We start from the raw sequence: 24,456 nt of genomic DNA on the forward strand, positions 1-24,456 counted from the left end.
TAACATTTAACATCGAAAAACAACATTATGAAAGACCTCAATATCAAATCAAAATTAATTAGAATCTCGTTTTTAACTTTAGCAATATTCGCGTTAAACTCTTGTAAAGACGAACCGAAAAACATTGAAATTGAAGAAGAAACAGTCGAAGTACAAAAACCACTTACTTCTGAAGCGTTGTTAGTTGGCTCATGGAAAGACACTTCGCCATCAGCTTTGCACTTTTCAATTTTCGAAGATGGAACGGCAAAATCTGATAATATGAAAACCCTTCTATATAAATCTTGGTCTGTAAAAGATAATAAAATTACATTTATCGTGGAAAGTATTGGGAATAAAACCACTACTACCGACACAATTGTACAAACTATTGAAAAGTTGACAAACAACGAATTAATATTAGTTGACGGAGACATTCGTGAAGCGTATAAAAAAGCCAAAAACTAAAGACAATTACCTTTAGCTGTATCGAAAATTAACTCGTAAACTCAGGTTTATTGCTTAAATTCGTGCAAAATTACAAAACTACACTAATGGAGCTATATAATTTAATCATCAACGACAAAGAAATTGTTTCTTTAGATGACGTTTTCCTAAACGAATACAATCAAAAAAGCATTCAACAACTCATTAAAGAGCATAAATTTGTGGACCAACTTACCCAGTTTGGATTGCCAGTAAACAATAAAATTTTGTTACAAGGAAATTCGGGTTGTGGAAAAACGACTACGGCAAAAGCTATTGCAAATGCTATCGGAAAGCCTATCGTTATTCTGAATTTAAGCAATGTGGTGAGTTCTAGAATTGGTGAAACATCTCAGAATCTGAAACAAGTCTTTGATAAAGCCGGAAGAGAGAAAGCAGTTTTGTTTTTAGACGAATTTGATCAAATTGGAAAATCTAGAGGAAGCGACGATAAAGAAGTGGGCGAAATGAGACGATTGGTCAATACGATCATTCAGATGATTGATTATTATCCGAAAAATGCTTTGTTGATTTGCGCTACGAATCATCCAGAAGTTATTGATACGGCTTTGTTGCGAAGGTTCCAATTGCGCGTGAATTTCGAAATGCCTTCGTCCGAAGTTTTAGACAGTTATTACGATAAATTATTGGCAACGTTTCCATCCGAAATGCAAAATATCGATCGTAAATATGGTGTTTCTTATGCTGAAGCCAAAGATTATGCTTTTACAATCGTGAAAGCAGCTTTAATTGAAAAGTTAGAAAAAGAAGAAAAACTAGACTAAATATGTCGGAGCAAATTTTACATAATCTAAAAATAATTCTGCAACGAATAGAAGATGCTTGTCTGAAAAGCAACAGAAATCCGAATGAAGTTCGATTGCTATTAGCGACGAAAACAGTTTCGGCCGAAAATATCAAAATCGCAATCGCTTCAGGTCAAACCTTAATTGGTGAGAATAAAGTGCAGGAAATAAAAGAGAAATACGAAGATTTGAAATCCGTTTTGCACGAAAATCATTTCATCGGACATTTGCAAACCAACAAAATAAAGGACATTCTTAAATATAATGTTTCTTGTGTTCAGTCGGTTGATCGATTAGATTTAGCAGAAAAACTACATCAACGCTTAGTCTCCGAAAATAAAACCATCGAAGTAATGATTCAGGTTAATACTTCGAATGAAGAAAGTAAATTTGGAGTACATCCAGACGAAGCCATCGAATTAATACAACAAGTCGCCCAGCTAAAAACTTTAAAAATAACTGGCTTAATGACTATTGGTTTGTTTAGTGCGGAAACAGAAAAGGTTCGCAAGTGTTTTCAATTGCTAAAAAGCATTCAAGAAAAAGCGAATTCGCTAAAAATCCCTAACCTAAATTTGAAAGAACTTTCGATGGGAATGAGTGGCGATTTAGAAACTGCTATTGAAGAAGGTGCAACGATTGTAAGAGTCGGAACTGCTATTTTTGGTCAAAGAATTCATCCTGATAGTTATTATTGGAATGAAGGCGAAAAGTAATAAAATCAATCAAAACTACAACCTATGAATGAAAACAAAAAGCCAAAATTGCTATTGCTTTCCGATTTATGGGGAAAAGAAAAATCAGATTGGGTTAGTTTTTACACTGACATCTTAGAACAACACTTTGACATAAAATATTACGATTGCTGTGAATTGGGAAACATTGATAAAACCAATTATTCGGAAGAAGCTTTGCACAATCAATTTATAAATGGTGGCATTGAAAAAGCGGTTGAAAAACTATTACAAGAGGAAACACAAGCGGTAACCATTTTAGGTTTTAGTATTGGCGGACTTATCGGTTGGAAAGCAGGAAATTCTGGTTTAAAAATTGAAAATTTATTTGCAATTTCTTCAACCCGATTACGTTATGAAACTCAGAAACCTTTAGCACATATTGAGTTGTTTTATGGTGAAATCGATATTTTTAAACCTAAATCGGAATGGTTCGAAAAGTTCGACTTAAAAGAAAATTTGTTCGAAAACGAAAATCACGAATTTTATCAGAAGAAAGAAATTGCGGGAATTATTTGCGATAAGATTATCGACTCGTTAAAATTGAAGATTTAATCAGCTTAAAATAAATTTATTATGTTGATTAATTACCGAATTTTGGTAACTTTACTGTAAATAATAAAATTATGGGACGAAATACATCAGTATCATTAGGTGATTATTTTGAAGATTTTGTGGACGAAAGTGTTTCAAAAGGCAGATTTAAAAACGCAAGTGAAGTAATTCGAGCTGGTTTACGTTTATTAGAAGAGGAAGAAAACCGAATAGTTGTTTTGAAAAACGCAATAAACGAGGGAATTGAAAGTGGTATCGATAAAGATTTCGATGCAAAAAAACACCTTGAATTATTAAAAGCCAACAAGGTGAAGAATGGCTAAATACTCCTTAACTAACAAAGCCGTCGTTGATTTATCTGAAATTTGGAACTATACTTATGAAATGTGGTCAGAAGAGCAAGCTGATAAATATTATTTTCAATTACTTCAAAGCTGTCAAGAATTAGCCGAAAACCAAAGTTACGGAAAGAGCTATCCCGAAATAGCTAGCAGTATTTATGGGTATAAATCAAATCTTCATATTATTTTTTATAGCATCTTAAATGCACAAGAAATAGAAATAATTAGAATTTTACATTCGAAAATGGATTTAAAAAATAGGATCGGAGAATAAATTCAATCTAACGCAATTGGTAATGAAATCTTAAAGTTTCATTCTTAATTTGTTATCCTAACTTCTATTTGATAGTTTTGAAAAAATAATTACAGCTTCCTACAAAATTCGGGAGCATTTCTGAAAACAAAATGAACAAAACAGTATTCCATAAAATAAAATCATTTGCCATTCCTTTATTGGCATTGTTGTTATTGGTGGCTCCTTGTTCGGTTCGAAATCAATTAGAAACATCTTTAGGATTAGCGACTACAAAACCGTTAAACCCAGCAAAATCGACTGCAACGCAAACTGCTTTCTGTGCGATTTGGGAAAATACTTCCGAAAAGCAAAACGCTCCAACGTTTAAAAAGCAAGCACAAATAAAAATTCCTGTTGTAACGACAGCACATTTTTTAAGTGTTGAAGAAAACAAAAACACAATACATCTTGTAAATACAAAAGGTTCCAACTGGAATCCACCTTATTATATTTTATATAAAAGATTAAAAATATTTGATTTAAACGACACTCAAATCGCTTAAAAAAAAATTATCTTTTACTTATAAAATATTAAAAAATGCAAAATAAAAACTTATTGCAGTCCTATCATTTGGCTGGACTTTTCACATTGACTTTACGTTTAGTTGTTGGATGGACTTATTTCTCGGCTTTTTGGCGTCGTTTGATTTTAGAAAATAAATTGGATCCCGAAGCAGCGGGTTATATTGGTGAAAAATTTAATCACTTTTTACCAAATGCTTTAGGAATTGGTCCAATGATCGAATACTTAGTTAGTAATCCGGAAGCATTATGGTGGGCAATGGCGGTTTTTACCATCGTTGAAGGAATTGTAGGCTTGTTACTAATGTTTGGATTCTTCACGCGTTTAATGAGTATTGGAGTGATGAGTTTAGCCATGGGAATCTTATTAGGTTCGGGCTGGATTGGAACCACTTGTTTGGATGAATGGCAAATTGGAGTATTAGGAGTTGCTGGTGGATTTACGATGTTCTTATCTGGAAGTGGAAAATATTCTATCGATTATTTATTACAGATGAGAAACGCAAAAATTACGAATCACAAACTTTTCAACTGGTTTGGTTCTGGAATTTTACCAATACAATTCAACGTTTTACATAAAGTAGTATTTGGTGGTGCAATGGCGATTTTAGCATTGACTTTGTTTACTAACCAACATTTTCACGGTGGCGTATGGGGAACCTTACATAACAAATCAGTGAAACCGAAAGTTGAAATTAGTGATGCAACACTTAGCCAAGATCAACTTTCTTTCCAAATATTTAGAGTAGAAGGTGCAGATGTTTACGGTTCTTTCCTAATCGGAATTAAAGTCGTGGACAACAAAGAAAACACGATTTTAGAATTAGATCAAAACGAATTAGCAGTTTTCCCAAAAGAAAACATTGCGAATCGTTATGTAGCGAAAATTAAAAGTGGTAAACACAGTTTAATAATTCCATTAGGTGCAAAAGCGGTTTTAACGATTAAGGACGAGAAATTAGCGAATTTACCGAATGGAATTCACAAAGTAATTTTAACGGATATTAGTGGAACTACTTGGTCTGAAGAAATTAAAATAGAGAAATAAATTAAGAATTCTGAATTAACAGAAGGCTTCATTAGTTCAGAAAAGAATTAATGAAGCCTTCCTTTTTTATAAAAAAAGAGTATATTTATTTTCTGTTAAATAACAAAAATATGAGATTATTCATCTTACTATTCTTTATTGCCATGAATCTGTTTTCACAAGAAATTGACGAAAACAAATATTATGCAACAACTAAAACTGTTTTTATTCCTTCTAAAGTTTTTGATAAAGAAAGAGAAATTCAAATTTATCTTCCCGATGAATATTTTAAAGAACCTGCTAGAAAATTTAAAATACTCTATTTATTTGACGCTCAAAACCAACGCATTTTTAATTATGTGAAAGGAAGTGTAGAGTTGTTGTCAATGAATTATATTGAACCGATGATCATTGTTGGAATCGTTACAGAAGACCGATGGTTTGAGTTTTTACCCGTGAATAATAATGTGGAAACTTTAAAAGAATATGAACCGCCAATTGGTGGCGCTGATACGTTAATAAGTCATATTAAAAATGAAATTGAACCTTATCTAAAAGAAAATTACAGGATTCAAAATTCTAATATTGGGATTGGGCATTCACTTGGCGCAACATTTTTAATGTATTTTAATACTGTTGATTCTAATTTCTTTGACGCATCTGTTTTATTGAGTCCAAATTTCAGTTATGATGATGAACAAATGCTAGACCGAATCAAAAAATATAAAGTCGCTCACCAAGAAAAAGAGTTCTATGTTTTTAGTGGTTATGGTGACACTTATGAAGAAAAATTCAATAAGTCATTGAAGAAAATCAATAAATGGTTTAAGAAAAACAAAACAGAGAACTTAGTTTGGGAATATGAAAGTTTAAATTTACCTGATCACGGAAAAATTTGGCTCGAAGGTGTTTATAAAGGATTATTAAAGATTAAAACGATCCAAAGAAAATAATGAATCAACTAATCTAACGACCGCAAGAATTCAATTGAAAATTAGTGCCTAGCCCAGATTGCAGTGGAAATCCTTTTTTGATTTTCTTTTAAAAACAAAAAAGATTGCAACGGAAAGCTGGACACGAGCTTGCGACTGACGAAGTAAATAGCTCAAAAAAAAGCGTTCTGAAACTAATTCGGGACGCTTTTCTATTTATACTGTTTTTTGACTTATTGTATCATTTGTGATCTTTTTAATCTTGTAAATTTTCTGTCCTATATTTGTAAAACCGTATTTGTTGCCAGCATTTGAATTGTAAGAAAACATTTTGAATTCAAGGCGAGCATCCGCACAGTAAACGTATGGTTTTATTTGCTCGTAAACAGATTCTTTAGTATTTCTAATGTCTTCTTTATGGATTTTATAAAGTCCGGAACCGGTTCCAAGATCTGGAATGGACAACGCCATACTGAAATTTAGCACATCTTCATCTACCAAAAGCGTAGCATATAATCTTCCCGACCAAGAATAACTCGCATTATTCCCGTTTGAGCTCCGCGATTTTACATACTCCTCTCTTTGATAATAAACTGGTTTTATGTTATTAGGAGGGTTTGAAAATAAACTAGTGTCGTATTCTAATTTCCCTTTTCTTAAAAAATATTTGTAACTATCTTTTATGTAAACATATAGCAATTGCCATTTATCCTCATAAAAATACGCGATTGTGCTTGTGTTTTCCAAGGCATTTTGATAATCATAATAAGAACAATGCTTTAATACAAAATTTAGTAATTTATATTTTTCGTTATGAGTCCAAGTGTTGTCTTTATTATGAACAATCATGGGTATTTCACTTGAATCGCCGTCTAAAATCCAATTTTTATAATAGGCTCCGTATGAATTTATAATATAATCACCGCAGACGAACTCTTGGCTTTTTGTACTAAAATCTCTAAACAGTATAGTTTTATCAACCAATTCCCCTACTCTATTTATTTTATGAAGCGTGTGTATTGAACCTCCTTCTTTTATGATTACTTCATTATTTGAACTTATAAAATGGATTAATTCTTTATCGCTTTCAAACAAAACTTCCATCTCCTGATTTCCGAATTTTATTTTTTCGGTTTTTTCTAGCGGTTGATAATTCTTGTAGCTCTCCGGTAGTTTAACATCATGCATCTGATTTTTTAAAGAAGCATCATAGTCAAAAGCATGAAAGATAAAATTGATAATAGTAAGTAGAATTATTCCGGCAATCAAAAGCATTATTTGGTTGTTACTCATCTTTTAAGCTTTTTTGATAAATTACTATTGGAAGCATTTTACTTATTTTTTATGTTTGATACTATTTCTGCTGCTTAAACTAAGTTGCAATTTACACAATCTACAATTACAAAAACGACGGTTTCAAATATCGCTTTTATTAAAAATTAATTAGCAATTCGTTGCTCCAAAAGGTTGAATCGCTAACAAAAAAAAAGCTAAAAATATAAAGAAGAAAGTTATGCAAAAAAGAAATACTTTCTAAAGATTACATTTGGATACAATAAATATATTTTGACATAATTATTGGTCAGTCATTTAATGAAGAAAAAAGCAAATAAATCGATTAAGAAAAACCACTAAGAAAACTTCGTTATGAAATATGAAAGTTTCAATATATCTGATCAAGGAAGAATCTGGTTGGAATGTGCTTATAAAGGATTATTGAAGATTAAAACGATTGAAAAAAATAATGTACTAAGTAATCTCATGATCGAAAATTTTCAATTGAAAACTATTGCCCTAGCCCAGATTGCAGTGGAAATCCTTTTTTGTTTTTCTTTAAAAACAAAAAAGATTGCAACGGAAAGCTGGAAATAGCTCCAAAAAAAAAGCGTTCTGAAACTAATCAAAACGCTTTTCTATTATTTTCTAAATTCTAAATTCAGATTTCTAAATTCTAAATTTATCTTACCATCTGATGATCACACTTCCCCAAGTAAATCCACTTCCAAAAGCCGCTAAAACTACTAGATCTCCGGATTTGATTTTTCCTTGTTCCCAAGCTTCAGTCAAAGCGATAGGAATAGATGCGGCGGTTGTGTTTCCGTATTTTTGAATGTTGTTATACACTTGGTCATCCGTCAATTTAAATTTACTCTGGATGAATTGAGATATTCTCAAATTTGCCTGATGTGGCACCAACATATTGATGTCTGAAACTTCTAAATTATTAGCTTGTAATCCTTCATTAATTACTTCGCTGAAACGAACTACTGCATTTTTAAATACAAATTGTCCATTCATATAAGGATAGTAACTTTCATCGTTTGGATCGTTATCTGCAATAATATCAGTTACCCAACGTTTTCCCATTCCTGGTGCAACTACTGCTAATTCTTCAGCGTGTTGTCCTTCTGAATGCAAATGTGTCGATAAAATTCCTTTCGATAAATCTTCTTCTCTTGAAATTATGGCTGCTCCTGCTCCATCTCCAAAAATCACTGAAACGCCTCTTCCACGAGTTGTCATGTCTAATCCAGTAGATTGAACTTCCGAACCAATTACTAAAATGTTTTTATACATTCCAGTTTTGATGTATTGATCTGCAATAGAAATCGCATATACAAATCCTGAACATTGATTACGAACATCTAGTGCTCCAACGGTTCTTAGACCTAAATCGCGCTGTACTAAAACGCCTGGTCCTGGAAAATAGTAATCTGGACTTAAAGTAGCAAAAATGATAAAATCAATATCTTCTTTAGCAACTCCTGAACGCTCAATGGCAATTGCAGCAGCTTTTACACCCATTGAAGTAGTTGTGTCTTCACCTCTAATTACATAACGACGCTCTTGAATTCCAGTTCTTTCCTGAATCCATTCATCATTAGTGTCCATTAGCTTAGACAAATCATCATTGGTTACTACATTATCTGGAACGTAATACCCTAATCCCGTTATTTTTGAATGGTACATAGTGTCAATTTATTAAATTCTGAGGACAAAAATAAGAAATTAATAATTTAAGAGGCCGATTTTTTAAAAATTAGCATTATATTTTTAATATTATTTTAAATCCACACAATAACACTATGTTATAAATGCACAAATAATTACTTTTTTGTACGTTGTTTTTTAACCATATCAACTGTTATTTTGGTTTTATTATTTCCCCAACTTTCATAGACGTAGGTTAAAATATCTGCAATATCCTTGTCTGATAAATCTTTATGAGGAATCATGTAGTTCTCGTAAGGTTTTCCATTAACCACAATTGGTTCATACAAACCATAAAGCACAATTCTGATGGCTCTGTCTGAATCTGCATTTAAATAATCTGACTTCGCTAAAGGAGGAAAACTCTTAGCAACACCCTCACCATTTTGTTTGTGACACATTAAACAATGTCTTTCATACTGAAGTTTACCATTTGTAAGATCTTGAAAGTAAGCACGATCTTCATATCCTTTAGATTCTTTGTTAGTAAAGGATGAAAGAAAAAAAGCAGTAAGCGATAAGAATGCAATGAAGTAGGTTAATTTTTTCATTTTGAGTTATTAAACATTTATGGTACAAAAGTATGCTAGTATAAAAAATCATTAAATGACAATTATCATTTTTAATTAAAAAAAATAGCCAAACTCACTATCAATCAATAGTAAGGAGCAAATAAACGAATCTGACTTTACGAAATAATTAACAGTAATCCATTTTTTCGATGTTAATATAAAATGTACTTTAGGTGCTTTAATTTTATGCACTTTAAACTATGATCAAAAAACAAACATTTCTATTTCTTTTGATGTTCGGTTGTTTTGCTTTTGCGCAAGAAAACATAACGTATCAGAAGCCTTCTGCTGAAATTTTAGCGTTAGCAGATTTTGAAAGAGCGCCATCAGTGAGCATGGACTCTAAAAAAGATTTTATGCTATTAAGTTACCGAAATACGTACAAAACGCTTGAAGATTTAAGTCAGGAAGAAATGCGTTTAGGTGGTTTACGCATCAACCCAATTACTAATATTTCAAGCACGGTTACTTACATTAACAACTTGAAGGTTAGAAAAATCAAGGACAAAGAACCAATTCAAGTGTCTGGCTTACCAAACAACGCATTAATTACAAACGTTTCTTGGTCACCAAACGAAAAGAAAATCGCCTTTACAAACACTACAACAAAAGGTGTTGAATTGTGGATTATTGATGTAGCGACAGCTTCAGCTAAAAAAATTACAGCCGATGACTTAAATGCGAATTTAGGAAGTCCATACAGCTGGATGAAAGACAATGAAAATTTATTGGTAAAAATGTTGCCAAAAAATCGTCCGGCTTTAATTGACGAAAAAACAGACTTACCAAAAGGTCCGATTGTATCGGTAAGTGATGGTTCAAAATCGCAGAACAGAACGTACCAAGATTTATTAAAAAACAAATCAGATGAAGCTAATTTTGATGTGATGGTAACTTCAGAATTGCATCAAGTTTCAATTTCAGGAACTTCTAAGATTTTCAAAAGTGCCGATATTTATGCTGGGGAAAGCTTTTCGCCAGACGGAAATTATTTGATGATTACCACCATTCAAAAACCATATTCATACATTGTTCCACTAAGTCGTTTTCCACAAAAAACTACTATTTACGATTTAAATGGTAAAGAAGTTAAAGTAGTAAACGAAGTGCCGTTAACTGAAATTATGGCAAAAGGTTTTTCATCTGTACGAACAGGTAAAAGAAATATGGGATGGAGAGCAGACAAACCTGCTACTTTATATTTTGTGGAAGCTTTAGACGAAGGTGACCAGGCAAAAACAGTTGCCTTTAGAGATGAAGTTTTCTTGTGGGAAGCACCATTTAAAGCCAATCCTACAAGTTTAATAAAAACACAACAGCGTTATGCAGGAATTATGTGGGCAAATGAAAACAATGCTATTGTAATGGATTCTTGGTATGATACAAGAAATACAAAATCATACTTATTTAACCCTTCTAATTTATCAATTGCACCTAAAGTAATTGAGGACAGAAATTCGCAAGATATCTATTCAGATCCAGGGAGTTTTGAAATGAAAAAAAATCAATATGGTCGCTATACAATTGCTATTGAAAACAACAAAGCGTATTTAATTGGTTCGGGACATACAAAAGAAGGTCAGTTTCCATTTATTGATGAAATGGACTTCAATACTTTGAAGAAAAATCGCTTGTATACTTCTAACATGAAGGATAAAAAAGAAGATTTACTATCAATTGAAGATATTAAAAAAGGAGAAGTTTTAGTAATGATTCAGTCTAAAAATGAATATCCAAATTACTACTTTAGAAATATCAAGTCGAAAAATAAATTAACACAGATTACTGCATTTAAAAATCCGTTTGACGGTTTAAAAAACATCTACAAAGAAGTTATTACTTATAAACGTAATGACGGTGTGATTTTATCTGGAACTTTATATTTACCAGAAGGGTACGATAGAGTGAAGAAAGATGTGAAATTGCCACTATTGATTTGGGCTTACCCAAGAGAATATAAAGACAAAAATAGTGCAGGTCAAAGCGCACAGAACTCTAATGACTTTACATTTCCAAGCTATGGCTCATTTATATATTGGGCAACTAAAGGATATGCAGTGTTAGATAATGCATCCTTCCCAATTGTAGGTGAAGGAACAACAGAGCCAAACGATACGTTTATTCCGCAATTGGTTGCCAGTGCTGCAGCAGCTATTGATGCTGTAGACAAATTAGGATATATCAACCGCAAGAAAGTTGGTGTTGGAGGCCATTCTTATGGTGCATTTATGACAGCTAATTTACTAACGCATTCTGATTTATTTGCATGTGGAATTGCTAGAAGTGGTGCATATAACAGAACGTTAACTCCTTTTGGTTTCCAAAGTGAACAGCGCAATTATTGGGATGTGCCTGGAATTTACAATACAATGTCGCCTTTTATGAATGCAGACAAAATGAAAACACCTTTGTTATTGACACATGGAGAAGCGGACAACAATCCGGGAACCTTCACGCTACAAACAGAGCGTTATTTCCAAGCCTTAAAGAATTTAGGCGCTCCAGTTAGAATGGTTATTTTACCGAAAGAATCGCACGGTTATGCTGCCAAAGATAATATCTTACATTTACTTTGGGAACAAGATCAATTCTTAGAAAAATACTTGAAAAATTAAGGACGATTAAATAGAAAAAAAATAGCCCTTTAGTGTAAAACTAAAGGGCTATTTTTTTTTAAGGTGAACTAAACTGCCGATTGGGATTTTATTTTCGCTTTCAAAAAACAATTGTTGATTTTCAAAAGTTGCTTCCATCAGATAGTGACTTCCTCTATAATAAGAATTCGAAATCTGCACTTTTAATTCTGATTCTTCTACAACTTTAAGCTGGTGCGGATAAACCAATTGGGAATTCCCTCCAAAAACAAACTCATTTACATCTCCAAAAAGAGAAGCAATATATTTATTTTCAGGCTTTTCATAAATGATTTTCGGATCACCGCTTACGATAATAGTTCCGTCTTTTACAATTAAGACTTCATCTGCAAAAGCTAAAACATCAGTACTGTCATGTGTGGCAACAATACACGTAATATTTTGTTTTTTTAAGTAAGCAAACAATTTCCTGCGAAGGCTATTTTTTCTAAAATTATCAATATGACTAAAAGGCTCATCAAGTAATAGAATTTCCGGTTCTAAAGCTAAAACCTTTGCTAATGCTACTCTTTGCATTTGACCACCGCTAAGCAACTTGGCTTTTACATTGGCGTATTCCGTCATTTCAACAATTTCTAATAACGTTGCGATTCTAGCTCTTTTCTCTTCTGGAAAAAAGTTGGAAAGATATTTTCCTACATTTTCAGCAACAGTAATAAAAGGCATTAAATCAAAATCTTGTGCTAAATATTTAATAAAGGGCATACCTGGAACTAAATTATATTTAGGTCCTAAAACCTGAATATCATTCCAAAAGATAAGCCCTTTATCTAAATCATATAAGCCATAAATTAATTTCAACAAAGTACTTTTACCACAGCCACTTTCGCCAATAATTGCTAGGTGTTTCGCCTTTTCTAAAGAAAAACTGATGTTGTCAATATTTTTTTTATCGAGGTACGAAAAATGTATATTTTGTACTTGTAACATTATTTTAAGCTCAGTATAAGTATAAAAGTATTATTTACCTGCTTCTTTTTCTGCGTCTTGAACCATTTTATCATTTGCAACGATAGCAAACTCAACTCTTCTGTTTTGAGCTCTACCCGCATCCGTATCATTGGTAGCAATTGGTTCAGCTTCTCCCATACCCACAGCATTAAATCTACTCATTACTAAACCTTTTGTTGCTAAATAACTTTTTACAGCAGCGGCTCTTTGAGTTGATAAATTTAAATTATAATCATCAGCACCTTTACTATCTGTAAAACCATAGATTTTAATATCAGTATCTGCATAACTTTTCAAAACAGGAACTAATTTATCTAAATTTTGTTTTGCTTTTGCAGTTAACGACGCTTTATTGAAATCAAAATTTACTGAATTTTCACCTAAAACTAAACGAATTCCCTCTCCTACTCTTTCTACTTGAGCACCTGGTAAAGCTTCTTCAATTTCACGTGCTTGTTTGTCCATTTTGTTTCCAATTAAACCTCCAGCAGCTCCTCCAACAACAGTTCCTAAAACTGCTCCTAAAGCTCCATTTCCTCCTTTTCCTAGATTGTTTCCAAGAACACCTCCTAAAATACCACCACCAACAGCACCGATAACGGCACCTTTTTGAGTGCTATTAGTATTTTTAATGGCTTGACAACCTGTTAAGATTGTACTTGATGTAAAAATCAAGGCTACTAAATAAACGAATGTCTTTTTCATATTGTTTTATTTTTAAAATTGTTTTTTGTTTAATTATCTTTTATCAAATTGATAAACTACATCTGTCATTTTTCCTGCTACATCAATTTTATCAATTAATTGAAATTGAGTTTTAGATTGAGAAACGACTCTTAAGATATAACCAGAGTTTGTATGTTTTGCTTTTACACCTTCCGTTAAAAATTTCAACACCATATTCTCATCCTTATTGATGTACCAAGTAATATTACTAGAATAATTAGTACAGTTAGCGCTATTTAAAGCCATTTGACCTTTATTGTTGTTAGCAACAAAAGACCATTCACTTCCTTCAAAACATTTTGAATCAGCAACATTGAAAGATGTTACTTTAATATAATCAGAACCACCGTAATTAACAGATGATAAAACCCAATTCCCCTTTATTGCGATTTCTGTTGATCTATCCAATTTGGTACCAACTACTTTCTCTTTAGATTTGCAACCCACTGCAAAAATAACTAAAACGATTAAAATTATTTTTTTCATAGCATTCATTAAATTAGTTACTAATAATACTGCAAATATAATACTAAAGAATCATAATAAACGTACACATGGGAATGCTGTAAGAAGAAATATAAATAATATAAAAATACCGACACTTTTACAGATGAAAAACTATTTATTGGCTTTTCAAAATCATTCTGGAGAATACTATTCGAAATACTAATAAATATAAGAACTCGATTTTTAAGCTATCCATAAATAACAAAAGAACCATTAATTTATTTGCACATGCTGGTGGAGGAATCTAAAAAATTAAACCTTTTAACACTGAAGGTGGCAATGACAACGTAATGAATGTTGTTATTGGCTTAATTCCTCGCTCTAAACTAATAAGAGATTTATTTTTTGCTTTAGATACTTCTTTAGTATTTAACATTTCCCAACACTATAATTTTGACGGAACTCCTGCTTACGATACTGTGCCAAATTCTTTCACAGGAATTACTTATAATGTTACTGGAGGTCTTGTTTACTACATAAGAGCTTATTAATAAAAAAGATTTATAAGTAATAAAATCATCCTAATTTACTAAAGTGAATTAGGATATTTATTTTATGTCAATTTGTCATCAATTATAGTTTGGTCTCTCTTTTGAAGTTAGGATTAAATCACATTGTTTAACTTAAATTTTAAAATATGGCATCAGGAAAAATCAACGTTTCTGTAGAAAACATCTTTCCTTTAATTAAAAAGTTCTTGTATAGCGACCACGAAATTTTTCTTCGTGAATTAGTGTCAAATGCAACAGACGCTACTTTAAAATTAAAACATTTAACAACTATTGGCGAAACTGATGTAGCTTATGGCAACCCAGTAATCGAAGTTAAGATTGACAAAGAAGGTAAAAAACTGCACATTATTGACCAAGGTTTAGGAATGTCTGCAGAAGAAGTGGAAAAATACATCAACCAAATTGCTTTTTCAGGAGCTGAAGAGTTCTTAGAAAAGTATAAAGATTCTGCTAAAGACTCGGGTGTAATTGGTCACTTTGGACTAGGATTCTACTCTGCATTTATGGTGGCTTCGAAAGTTGAAATCATAACAAAATCATACAAAGACGAGCCAGCAGCTCATTGGACTTGCGACGGAAGCCCGGAATTTACATTAGTTCCTAGCGACAAAACAGATAGAGGTTCAGAAGTGATTTTACACATCGCTGAAGATTCTTTAGAGTTTTTAGAAGAAAGCAGAATTAAGGAATTGTTGACGAAATATAATAAATTCATGCCAATTCCAATTAAATTTGGAACGAAGCAAGAAACGTTACCAAAACCTGAAGATGCTCCAGAGGATTATAAAACAGAATATGTTGAAGTAGATAATATCATCAATAATCCAACTCCGGCTTGGACGAAACTTCCAGTAGATTTAACGGATGAAGATTACAAAAAATTTTACCATGAATTGTATCCAATGCAATTTGAAGAACCGCTTTTCACCATTCACTTAAATGTAGATTATCCATTCAATTTGACAGGGATTTTATATTTCCCAAAAATTACGGCTGATTTACAAATGCAAAAGGACAAAATCCAATTGTATCAAAACCAGGTATATGTAACAGATAATGTAGAAGGAATTGTTCCTGAATTTTTAGGAATGTTAAAAGGAGTAATTGATTCACCAGATATTCCATTAAACGTATCGCGCTCTTATTTGCAAGCTGACGGAAATGTAAAGAAAATCTCTAATTACATTACACGAAAAGTAGCAGATAAACTAAAATCGTTAATCAACGAAAATCGTGAAGACTTCGAAAAGAAATGGAATGATATCAAAATCGTTTTGGAATACGGAATGCTTTCTGAACCAAAATTCTACGAGAAATCAGCTGATTTCGTTTTGTATCCAACAACCGATAACAAATATTACACGTTAGCCGAATTAAAAGAAGCATTAGCGCCTAACCAAACCGATAAAGACGGAAAATTAGTAGTTTTATATGCATCTAGTAAGGAAGCACAACACAGTTATATCGAAATAGCAAAAGACAAAGGCTATCAAGTAATTTTATTAGATTCTCCGATTATCTCGCATTTAGTTCAGAAATTAGAATCGGATAATGAAAATTTAACTTTTGCTCGTGTAGATGCTGATTTTATTGACAAGTTAATTCAAAAAGATGAAGAAACGAGTTCAAAATTATCAGATGAAGAAAAAGAGAAATTAAAAACAGTTTTAGAAACTATTGTTCCAAAGGAAAAATATTCAGTTCAGTTAGAAAACTTGGATAGCAAAGCGGCTCCTTTTATGATCACACAACCTGAATTCATGAGAAGAATGAAGGAAATGAGTGCGTCTGGCGGTGGCGGTGGAATGTTTGGAATGGGTAATTTCCCAGACATGTACAACTTAGTAGTAAACACAAATTCTGAAATAGCAACGACTATTTTAGCAACTGAAAACGAAGAAGCAAAAACGACCTTGGTAAAACAAGCCTTGGATTTAGCTAAACTATCGCAAGGTTTACTAAAAGGAGAAGAACTAACAGCTTTCGTGAAACGTAGTTTTGAAAGTATAAAATAGACTTTTCCAAGAATAGAAATTAGATTATCAGAAACCTGCAAGTGAAAACTTGCAGGTTTTTTTTATGATTACTAATAAAACAAGCGATTCATTAGAAGATTCATCTCCAAAAAAAGTATGCAACCCTTAATTAATTGAAAAAAATCTAATTGGCACCATTGCATTACTTCCGTCCAAAATCACTATATTTGCGCCCCTCAAAAATTTAGAAAATGTCAAACAACAATATGATCAAAGGAGTGTTTTTAGTAGCACTCGGCGCCACCAGCTACGGAATGTTAGCCACGTTTGTAAAACTAGCCTATCAAGAAAATTTTACGACAGCTGAAGTAACAACTTCCCAATTCATCTATGGAATCACTGGGATTTTAATCATCAACTTATTCCAAAAAATTAAAAACAAAAACACCGCTATAAAAGCAAGTTCTAAAAACATTTTTCAATTGATGTTAGCAGGAACTTCGCTTGGTATGACAAGCATATTCTATTATTTAGCCGTAAAATATATTCCTGTATCGATCGGAATTGTAATGTTAATGCAAACCGTTTGGATGGGTGTTTTATTAGAGTGGTTTTTAGACAAAAAAGCACCTTCATTACAAAAAATAATTTCGGTAATTATAGTTTTAATTGGAACTGCTTTAGCTATTAATATCTTTAAAATCGACTTTGATGATAACACAATTAATTGGCCATTAGGACTTTTATTTGGTTTATTGGCTGCAACTTCATTCACTACTACAATGTTTACAGCAAACAAAGTTGCTCTTGGCATTTCGTCTGCGCAAAGAAGTTTATACATGTTATTAGGTGGTGCGGTAATCGTTTTTACTTTCGGTATAATTACTCAAGTTACGCCATTTAACTTTGAAATTTTTGCCAAATGGGGAATCATATTAGCTCTTTTTGGAACAATAATACCACCTATGTTATTGAATGCTGGATTTCCTCAAACTGGAATTGGATTAGGAAGTATTGTTTCTTCGTTAGAATTACCAGTATCCGTAATGATGGCTTACGTTCTTTTAAAGGAACAAGTGCTATTTATTCAATGGATGGGAATTTTATTAATCATTTTAGCGATAGTCATCATGAATATAAATCTTAAAAAGAAATAAAGTAGTAAATTAGCGGTGTTTAACATCGCTTTTTTTATGCTTGATTTATTTCCCAAAGAAAAAATAACGTTGCCCTTATCGGATGCTATTTTTGAATTTTATCCAAATTTCTTTTCCAAAGAAGAAGCTGATTTACTGTTCGAAAAAATAGTAAACGAGACACCTTGGCAGCATGATGAAATTACGATATTTGGCAAGAAAATCCTTCAACCAAGATTGACATGTCTTTTTGGTAATGAAGGAAAGCCTTATTCCTATTCGGGTTTAACAATGCATCCAAATTCTTGGAGCGAAACTATTTTGCATATTAAAACAGAGGTCGAAAAAACGATTGATCAAAACTTCACGACGGTATTAGCTAATTTGTACCGAAACGAGAAAGACAGTAATGGATGGCACGCTGATAATGAGAAAGAATTAGGTGAAAATCCTATAATTGCATCTGTGAGTTTTGGCGAAGAAAGAAAGTTTCAGATAAGGCATAATTCAGATAAAAATCAAAAAATAACAGTGAATTTGAACCATGGAAGTTTATTATTGATGAAAGAAGGAAGTCAAATCCATTACAAACATCAAATTCCGAAGACATCCCAACCAAAAAAAACACGAATAAATTTAACGTTTAGAACTATTTTGTAATAATATATCAAAAAACAGCTTTTCACCAAGCGAATTTATAAAAAATCCGAAAAAAAAGCGATAAATGTTTTTTGAATCTATTTTTTCTGTAATATTGGTGTGTTAAACCTTTAATAAAGAAAGAAATAGAATTCATCTGATGAAAAACAAGAAAATTTCAGAATTAGACCAACAAACAGTAGAGAAAGTTGTTGTTATGGCGCAAAAGGAAAAAAAACCTTTTGAAGTTTTAAAAAATGAATTTGGGATAACCGAGCATGACATTACAGACTTAATGTACAAACGCCTATCCGAAAAAGAATTTGAAATTTGGAAAAAAAGAGCACTTGCAAGTAAACCAAAACCAAAACCAATCAAGTACAGTAAATTGGAAGACGACGATTTAGATAGTAAATATTACTTTAAAGATAAATTTGAATAAAATCTTAACTCTTGCTCTGCAAGAGTTAAGATTTTATTTCATTTCTCCAGTTATCTACTGAGAATCATAGATTTTGCCTAAATTCAAATTTAAAGTCATAATGAGATGCTGTGGGAAGTTTGCACACCTTTTTAAAAGATTCCTTTTGAGTTTTTGTTTTTATAAACAGGAAATGATTTAAATTGTTTTCGCTTTGATTGCTAGTCTTTGAACTATGGCTAACATATATTCAAAATAGAGCAATACAACAAACAAATATTATAAAAAACTGCATTGACTGATTCAAATTTAAGCTTCAAAGATAAATTCCTCCTAATAAAATCTCTAAGCGTTAACTGTAACAAACAGTACTGTTTTTCGACTAATAGCTAATTCAATTTAGATATAATGAGAAAAATAATTCTTTCCCTAGGATTAGTAGGGTTTTTATGGAGTTGTACTTCAACTCAAAACGCAGTTTCTACAACAAGAAATGATGTTGATGTAACCATCGATTTAATAAATGTAAAAGACGATAAAGTATTGGTAACTATTTTACCTCCTGCTTTTACAACAGAAACAACTACTTTTCACATTCCAAAAACAGTTCCTGGAACCTATTCAGAAGATGACTATGGTCGTTTTATAGAAAATGTAAAAGCATTTGATAGCAAAGGAAATACTTTGAAAATTGCAAAAATTGACGAAAACTCTTATGTGATTTCGGATGCAAAAAAACTAACAAAAGTTACCTATTTAGTGAACGATACTTTTGATATTGAAAGCGGAGAAGGTTTTGGTGAAGGTGATGACGTTTTTTCTCCTGCAGGAACTAATATTAATGCAGGCGTAAATTTCTTATTGAACACACATGCTTTCGTGGGATATTTCAAAGGAAAAGAAGAAACACCATACAAATTAACAGTAACTCATCCTGGTAATTTATTAGGGGTTTCTGCAATGACAGATGCTGATGATAGCGATACTTCTGATGTATTTGTTATGCCAAAATATGCTAGTTTGGTGGAAATGCCAATTATGTATTCAAAACCAGATTTTACCTCGTTTATGGTAGATGATATGGAAATTATTATTAGTGTTTATTCGCCAACAGGAAAATACACGGCAGCGCAAATCACACCTCATATGGAGACGATGATGAAAGCTCAAAAACGTTTCTTAGGTCCGATAAATTCAACTAAAAAATATGCAATTCTATTATACTTATCAGATGTAGAGGCAAATGATGCAAAAGGCTATGGTGCGTTAGAACATCCAACATCAACAACGGTAGTAATGCCCGAAGCAATGGATTTGGAAATGCTTCAAGAACAGTTAAAAGATGTGGTTTCGCACGAATTCTTTCATATTGTAACCCCATTAGCTGTTCATTCTAACGAGATTCAAAATTTTGATTTCAACAATCCACAAATGTCAGAACATTTATGGATGTATGAAGGTGTTACTGAGTATTTCGCCAATTTATTTCAAGTGAATCAAGGTTTAATTGACGAAACTGAATTTTTTGAAAGAATGGCAGTTAAAATCGCACAATCGCGCCAATTGAATGATAATATGAGTTTTACTAAAATGAGTAAAAACGTATTCGATGCGCCTTACAAAGATCAATATTTAAATGTATATCAAAAAGGAGCGTTAATTGCGATGTGTATTGACGTTCAAATGCGTGAAAGCAGCAATGGAAAAAGAGGAATCTTAAATTTAATGCAAGATTTATCTAAAGAATACGGAATAAACAAGGCATTTAAAGACAGTGAATTATTTGACAAAATTACTGAATTAACCTATCCAGAAGTTGGTGTGTTTTTAAACAAGCACGTTTCAGGCGAAACACCAATTCCTTACGAATTCTATTTTGGTAAAATGGGTGTAACTGAAACTACGATTGAAATTGCTGGAAATCCTTTCTTAAAAGGACAAACAGAACCTTATATCACGGTAAACCCAAATACAAAAGAAATTGTAATTCTACCAGAAATTGAATTAAATGTTTTCATGACCACTTTAGGAATTAAGAACAGCGATATCATTGTAGCGATCAATGATAAAGACTATAATTTAGACAACATCTACGATATGATTATGACAAGTATGAATTGGAAAGATGGAGAAGCTATTTCTGTAAAAATAAAAAGAGACGGCAAAGAAAAAACCTTAAAAGGTAAAATAGTAATGCCAAAAGAAAAACAAGATGGCTACCAATCTACTGATAATGCTAAAAAAGCAGTCAGAGAAGCTTGGTTAAGAGGTTAATCTTAGCAAAATAGTTAGCAGAATCCTCAAAGTACTTAGTATTTTGAGGATTTTTTATTTACTTTGCGCACTCAAAACACATAACTAATGAAAAAAATAGGTTTAGCACTACTTGCGGTAGTAGTATTAGCTTCTTGCGAAAAGAAAGAAACCGTTGCAGATGCAAACGTTCACATCACAGGTGATGTAAAAGGATTAAGCCAAGGTAAATTATACCTACAAAAAATAGAAGACACTGTAGCCGTTCTAATAGACAGCATCATTATTAGTGGCGATTCAAGATTTGAAAGTCATATAAAATTAGACAGTCCAGAAATACTGTATTTATCTTTGGATCGTGGACAAACTAATTCAATAGACAATAGTTTACCATTTTTTGCAGAACCAGGAAACATTAAAATTGAAACCACTTTAAAGCATTTCTTTGCTGATGCAAAGATTACGGGTTCAAAAAACCACGATTTATGGATGGAATACAAAGAAATAGGCAATCGTTTCAATGACGAAAACTTAATTTTAATGGAAAAACGATTAAAGAACGAATTAAAACCGAATCAAACTGTCACAGACAGCATTGAAACAGCTTACCAAAAGCTTTTAAAGAGGAAATACAGATATACTGCACATTTTGCCGCGACACATGGAGATGCTGTCGTAGCGCCTTATTTAGCGCTTTCTGAAATAGCTGATATTAACATGTCTTATTTAGATACCATTCAAAAAAGCTTAAAACCAGACGTAGCGAAATCTAAATATGGAAAAATATTTACAAAGTATGTAAAGGATAGAAAAGCAGCAGAAAAAAAATAATGATGTAATTAGTCAATATATAAAAACTACAACCACAAGTTGTAGTTTTTTTTTGTGCCAATTTTTAAAAATTTAATTTTCAAAAAACTGGTAGAAACGAAAAAACCATCACTGTTAAGTGATGGTTTTACATTTGAGCCGGCGGAGGGACTCGAACCCACGACCTGCTGATTACAAATCAGCTGCTCTAGCCAGCTGAGCTACGCTGGCAACTCAAATTCCGAGTGCAAATATAAGATTGAATTTCTAATTTCCAAACATTATTTGCACTTTTTTAAAACTTTCTTTTAGTTTAATTCGTTTATTTTCGCAACAAATTGATTAGCAGCTTCTTCGTATTCTTTACGAATTTGTTTAAAATGTGCTTTTTTGTTTTCAACGTCTTTTTGATTCGCTCTTGTCATTAAAGAATCAAAAGTTTCGTAAATATTGTCAACTAAAATATCAGATGTTTCTGTAGGTTTTCCTCCATTAGTCATTTCCCAGATGTAAACGATGTTTACAATATCACCTAAAACGTAGTTGATTTCTTTTTTCAAGTTTTTAACGCTTGCCATTTCTTTATATTTTAAAATTCCATGCAAAATTACACAATATATTTTGTACTTAGCAAATTATATCGAAATTTCTAATAAGGTAGCTTTACCTTTTAGAATAAACCCAGCGATACATGCCGGAATTAAGATCGTATCTCCCATTCTGTAATGCATTATTTCACCGTTTAAAATTAATTCAAACTGACCGTTTGTACACATTAAAACTGTAAAAGCATCTTTTTTACGCTTCCACGAATAATGTTCATGCAAAGCAATCATATTTGTGGTGAAATAAGGACAGTTTACTAAATTGACTGACTTATTAGCTTCTTCTTCATAAGCTATTTTAGAATCGACAGGTTTATAATTAATAGCATCTAATGCTAAATCTGTATGCAATACTCGCTTATTTCCAGAAACATCTACTCGATCCCAATCATAAATTCGATAAGTTATATCACTAGTTTGTTGGATTTCTGCCAAAACTACTCCGGCTCCGATAGCATGAATGGTTCCAGTTTCTATAAAGAAGACATCTCCTTTTTGTGCTGGGTATTCATGTAATAAATCTACTATCTTATTATTCTCTAAATAGTGCAGATATTCAGATTGGGTGACTTCTTTTTTCAAGCCAACAATTAGACGAGAAGATTCGTCGGCTTGCATTACATACCACATTTCGGTTTTCCCGAAGGAATTGTGGCGTTTTTTTGCTAATTCGTCATTAGGATGCAATTGAATAGATAAATCTTCCTTAGCATCTAAAAACTTAAACAACAATGGAAATTCGTTACCAAAACGTTTAATGCTTGCATTCCCTAAAATTTCTTTAGGATACAATGAAATGATTTCGTTGATGTTTTTCCCTTCAAAAACACCATTATTAACTACGCTTATATCTCCAGGAACGGTTGAAATCTCCCAACTTTCGCCTGTAGTTTCTGAAACTATAGGTTTACTCAGATAGGTTTTCAATTTTGTCCCTCCCCAGATGCGGTCTTTTAATATAGGTGTAAAAGTTAATGGATAAAACTTCATTTTCATTTAAATAAGAATACAAATATGCGAAAAAAAAAGCTAAATACCCCTGATGGGAGTTAATAGCTCCCGATTTTTTTTTCGGGACTATGACGGACAGCAGGAATATGGAAACCAAATAATGCCCGAACCATTCGGTCCTAAGCAACACTCTTTTTTAGAACTTGCAACGCTTTTGTAATGTGATTTTTAGCACTAATGCTGTCGAAAATATAAATGCATTTTCCAGAAGCATCGAAAACATAAGTAACACGACCCGGAATTAGTCCGAATAATGCAGTAGGAACTCCGAATAATTTACGCAATTTTCTATCTGAATCAGAAAGTAAAATAAACGGTAAATTGTGCTTTTTCTGAAAATCTTGATGTGAAGTTGCCGAATCGCCACTCACTCCAATTACTTCGGCACCTAAATCTTGGAAATCCTGATAAGCATCTCTAAAACTACAAGCTTGCGTGGTACAACCTGGTGTAAAATCTTTCGGATAAAAGTAAATTACAACTGGTTTTTCTTTAATTAGAACAGTATCAAAAGAATTTCCATCTTGCTGGGTTGCTTTGAAATTTGGTAAGTAATCACCTATTTGAATTGCCATAATTATTCGCCTTTATAGGTTACAAAATTACGTGGCGTTTCATATAAAGTCACTTCTAAATCGATAGTTACATCAATCAAAACGCGTAGTTTATGCCAAATAATATATGCGATATGTTCGGCTGTCGGATTCAAATCTTTGAATTCTGGAACGTCTTCATTTAAGTTTTTATGATCAAAAGCCTCTTCAATATGTTCTTTAATTAGGTCCGATAAAACTTTTGTATCCATTACATAACCAGTTTCTTTATCGACTTCGCCAGTTACTGAAACGGTTAAATCATAATTATGTCCGTGAAAATTAGGGTTGTTGCATTTTCCGAAAATGGCTTGGTTTTTTTCCATAGACCAATCCTTGCGATACAAACGATGTGCTGCATTAAAATGGGCTTTTCTTGAAACGGTAACTCTCATTTTGAATTTGGAATTTGAAGTTAGAAT

General features: G+C 32.3%; 28 protein-coding genes and 1 tRNA gene. 18 read left to right on the top strand and 11 right to left on the bottom strand.

From position 1 onward, the window contains the following. Positions 1–27 precede the first annotated feature (27 nt). The 9 genes from ACFSX9_RS13245 to ACFSX9_RS13285 all read left to right on the top strand — a co-directional run bounded on the left by ACFSX9_RS13245 (position 28) and on the right by ACFSX9_RS13285 (position 5,698). Positions 28–447, top strand: a complete 420-nt coding sequence (locus ACFSX9_RS13245; protein WP_379808464.1) for a lipocalin family protein — start codon at positions 28–30, stop codon at positions 445–447. Between the two features lie 86 nt (positions 448–533). After that, complete coding sequence (locus tag ACFSX9_RS13250; RefSeq protein WP_379808466.1) at positions 534–1,250, top strand: AAA family ATPase; 717 nt, start codon at positions 534–536, stop codon at positions 1,248–1,250. A 2-nt stretch (positions 1,251–1,252) separates the two neighbouring features. Then, positions 1,253–1,987 carry a YggS family pyridoxal phosphate-dependent enzyme gene (locus ACFSX9_RS13255; protein ID WP_379808468.1) on the top strand — a complete coding sequence of 245 codons (735 nt, stop codon included), beginning with the start codon at positions 1,253–1,255 and terminating at the stop codon, positions 1,985–1,987. A 24-nt stretch (positions 1,988–2,011) separates the two neighbouring features. Beyond that, the gene (locus ACFSX9_RS13260) at positions 2,012–2,560 is read left to right on the top strand and encodes an alpha/beta hydrolase (RefSeq protein ID WP_379808470.1); all 549 of its coding nucleotides are present in this window, start codon (positions 2,012–2,014) and stop codon (positions 2,558–2,560) included. Positions 2,561–2,631: 71 nt separating this feature from the next. Beyond that, the gene (locus ACFSX9_RS13265; RefSeq protein WP_379808472.1) at positions 2,632–2,883 is read left to right on the top strand and encodes a type II toxin-antitoxin system ParD family antitoxin; all 252 of its coding nucleotides are present in this window, start codon (positions 2,632–2,634) and stop codon (positions 2,881–2,883) included. After that, positions 2,876–3,175 carry a type II toxin-antitoxin system RelE/ParE family toxin gene (locus ACFSX9_RS13270; protein WP_379808474.1) on the top strand — a complete coding sequence of 100 codons (300 nt, stop codon included), beginning with the start codon at positions 2,876–2,878 and terminating at the stop codon, positions 3,173–3,175. The genes ACFSX9_RS13265 and ACFSX9_RS13270 overlap by 8 nt, the downstream gene beginning before the upstream one ends. A 131-nt stretch (positions 3,176–3,306) precedes the next feature. After that, the gene (locus ACFSX9_RS13275; RefSeq protein WP_379808476.1) at positions 3,307–3,699 is read left to right on the top strand and encodes a hypothetical protein; all 393 of its coding nucleotides are present in this window, start codon (positions 3,307–3,309) and stop codon (positions 3,697–3,699) included. Positions 3,700–3,734: 35 nt separating this feature from the next. Continuing rightward, positions 3,735–4,766, top strand: coding sequence for a TQO small subunit DoxD (locus ACFSX9_RS13280; protein WP_379808478.1), 1,032 nt, complete (start codon positions 3,735–3,737; stop codon positions 4,764–4,766). A gap of 110 nt (positions 4,767–4,876) precedes the next feature. Then, positions 4,877–5,698 carry an alpha/beta hydrolase gene (locus ACFSX9_RS13285; RefSeq protein ID WP_379808480.1) on the top strand — a complete coding sequence of 274 codons (822 nt, stop codon included), beginning with the start codon at positions 4,877–4,879 and terminating at the stop codon, positions 5,696–5,698. A gap of 195 nt (positions 5,699–5,893) precedes the next feature. Here the strand turns inward: ACFSX9_RS13285 and ACFSX9_RS13290 are convergent, their stop codons facing one another. Further along, complete coding sequence (locus tag ACFSX9_RS13290; RefSeq protein ID WP_379808482.1) at positions 5,894–6,970, bottom strand: hypothetical protein; 1,077 nt, start codon at positions 6,968–6,970, stop codon at positions 5,894–5,896. 354 nt (positions 6,971–7,324) lie between these two features. Between ACFSX9_RS13290 and ACFSX9_RS13295 the strand changes: the two genes are divergently transcribed. After that, positions 7,325–7,549, top strand: coding sequence for a hypothetical protein (locus ACFSX9_RS13295; protein ID WP_379808484.1), 225 nt, complete (start codon positions 7,325–7,327; stop codon positions 7,547–7,549). A 90-nt stretch (positions 7,550–7,639) separates the two neighbouring features. On the opposite strand, the gene ACFSX9_RS13300 is transcribed toward ACFSX9_RS13295, so the two are convergent. Further along, positions 7,640–8,647, bottom strand: a complete 1,008-nt coding sequence (locus ACFSX9_RS13300) for a 3-oxoacyl-ACP synthase III family protein (protein WP_379808486.1) — start codon at positions 8,645–8,647, stop codon at positions 7,640–7,642. A gap of 137 nt (positions 8,648–8,784) precedes the next feature. Beyond that, a complete protein-coding gene (locus ACFSX9_RS13305) occupies positions 8,785–9,219 on the bottom strand; it encodes a c-type cytochrome (protein WP_379808488.1) in 435 nt (144 codons plus the stop codon). Between the two features lie 221 nt (positions 9,220–9,440). Between ACFSX9_RS13305 and ACFSX9_RS16090 the strand changes: the two genes are divergently transcribed. Next, a complete protein-coding gene (locus tag ACFSX9_RS16090) occupies positions 9,441–11,855 on the top strand; it encodes a prolyl oligopeptidase family serine peptidase (RefSeq protein WP_452124587.1) in 2,415 nt (804 codons plus the stop codon). Between the two features lie 48 nt (positions 11,856–11,903). Here the strand turns inward: ACFSX9_RS16090 and ACFSX9_RS13315 are convergent, their stop codons facing one another. Genes ACFSX9_RS13315 through ACFSX9_RS13325 form a run of 3 tightly spaced genes read right to left on the bottom strand, consistent with a single transcriptional unit; the run spans position 11,904 to position 14,057 of the window. Then, positions 11,904–12,824 carry an ABC transporter ATP-binding protein gene (locus ACFSX9_RS13315; protein ID WP_379808490.1) on the bottom strand — a complete coding sequence of 307 codons (921 nt, stop codon included), beginning with the start codon at positions 12,822–12,824 and terminating at the stop codon, positions 11,904–11,906. 30 nt (positions 12,825–12,854) lie between these two features. Then, a complete protein-coding gene (locus tag ACFSX9_RS13320) occupies positions 12,855–13,550 on the bottom strand; it encodes an OmpA family protein (protein WP_379808492.1) in 696 nt (231 codons plus the stop codon). 33 nt (positions 13,551–13,583) lie between these two features. Continuing rightward, positions 13,584–14,057: a lipocalin family protein gene (locus ACFSX9_RS13325; RefSeq protein ID WP_379808494.1), complete on the bottom strand. Its 474-nt coding sequence runs from the start codon at positions 14,055–14,057 to the stop codon at positions 13,584–13,586. A 311-nt stretch (positions 14,058–14,368) separates the two neighbouring features. Here ACFSX9_RS13325 and ACFSX9_RS13330 point away from each other — a divergent pair, with 311 nt between their 5' ends. From ACFSX9_RS13330 to ACFSX9_RS13360, 7 genes are all read left to right on the top strand, one after another. Next, on the top strand, positions 14,369–14,569 hold the full coding sequence (locus tag ACFSX9_RS13330; RefSeq protein ID WP_379808496.1) for a hypothetical protein: 201 nt from the start codon (positions 14,369–14,371) through the stop codon (positions 14,567–14,569). Positions 14,570–14,715: 146 nt separating this feature from the next. After that, positions 14,716–16,605 carry a molecular chaperone HtpG gene (gene htpG / locus ACFSX9_RS13335; RefSeq protein ID WP_379808498.1) on the top strand — a complete coding sequence of 630 codons (1,890 nt, stop codon included), beginning with the start codon at positions 14,716–14,718 and terminating at the stop codon, positions 16,603–16,605. A gap of 212 nt (positions 16,606–16,817) precedes the next feature. Then, positions 16,818–17,723 (top strand): DMT family transporter, encoded by a 906-nt coding sequence (locus ACFSX9_RS13340; RefSeq protein ID WP_379808500.1) that lies wholly within the window; start codon positions 16,818–16,820, stop codon positions 17,721–17,723. A gap of 36 nt (positions 17,724–17,759) precedes the next feature. Continuing rightward, positions 17,760–18,362, top strand: coding sequence for an alpha-ketoglutarate-dependent dioxygenase AlkB family protein (locus tag ACFSX9_RS13345; RefSeq protein WP_379808502.1), 603 nt, complete (start codon positions 17,760–17,762; stop codon positions 18,360–18,362). A gap of 139 nt (positions 18,363–18,501) precedes the next feature. Then, on the top strand, positions 18,502–18,783 hold the full coding sequence (locus tag ACFSX9_RS13350) for a DUF2805 domain-containing protein (protein WP_379808504.1): 282 nt from the start codon (positions 18,502–18,504) through the stop codon (positions 18,781–18,783). 387 nt (positions 18,784–19,170) lie between these two features. Continuing rightward, complete coding sequence (locus tag ACFSX9_RS13355) at positions 19,171–21,036, top strand: M61 family metallopeptidase (RefSeq protein WP_379808506.1); 1,866 nt, start codon at positions 19,171–19,173, stop codon at positions 21,034–21,036. Positions 21,037–21,123: 87 nt separating this feature from the next. Then, positions 21,124–21,846, top strand: coding sequence for a DUF4369 domain-containing protein (locus ACFSX9_RS13360; protein ID WP_379808508.1), 723 nt, complete (start codon positions 21,124–21,126; stop codon positions 21,844–21,846). A gap of 136 nt (positions 21,847–21,982) precedes the next feature. On the opposite strand, the gene ACFSX9_RS13365 is transcribed toward ACFSX9_RS13360, so the two are convergent. From ACFSX9_RS13365 to ACFSX9_RS13385, 5 genes are all read right to left on the bottom strand, one after another. Then, a tRNA-Thr gene (locus tag ACFSX9_RS13365) sits at positions 21,983–22,056 on the bottom strand. Between the two features lie 77 nt (positions 22,057–22,133). After that, entirely contained in the window at positions 22,134–22,403 is a 270-nt protein-coding gene (locus ACFSX9_RS13370) for a hypothetical protein (RefSeq protein ID WP_322549100.1), read from the bottom strand. Positions 22,404–22,460: 57 nt separating this feature from the next. Beyond that, a complete protein-coding gene (locus ACFSX9_RS13375; RefSeq protein WP_379808510.1) occupies positions 22,461–23,426 on the bottom strand; it encodes a type I phosphomannose isomerase catalytic subunit in 966 nt (321 codons plus the stop codon). A 134-nt stretch (positions 23,427–23,560) separates the two neighbouring features. Then, positions 23,561–24,016: a peroxiredoxin gene (locus tag ACFSX9_RS13380; protein WP_379808512.1), complete on the bottom strand. Its 456-nt coding sequence runs from the start codon at positions 24,014–24,016 to the stop codon at positions 23,561–23,563. A 2-nt stretch (positions 24,017–24,018) separates the two neighbouring features. Continuing rightward, positions 24,019–24,429 (bottom strand): 6-pyruvoyl trahydropterin synthase family protein, encoded by a 411-nt coding sequence (locus ACFSX9_RS13385; RefSeq protein ID WP_379808514.1) that lies wholly within the window; start codon positions 24,427–24,429, stop codon positions 24,019–24,021. Between the last annotated feature and the right edge of the window lie 27 nt (positions 24,430–24,456).

This window comes from Flavobacterium ardleyense (assembly GCF_042686085.1).
Classification (GTDB): domain Bacteria; phylum Bacteroidota; class Bacteroidia; order Flavobacteriales; family Flavobacteriaceae; genus Flavobacterium; species Flavobacterium ardleyense.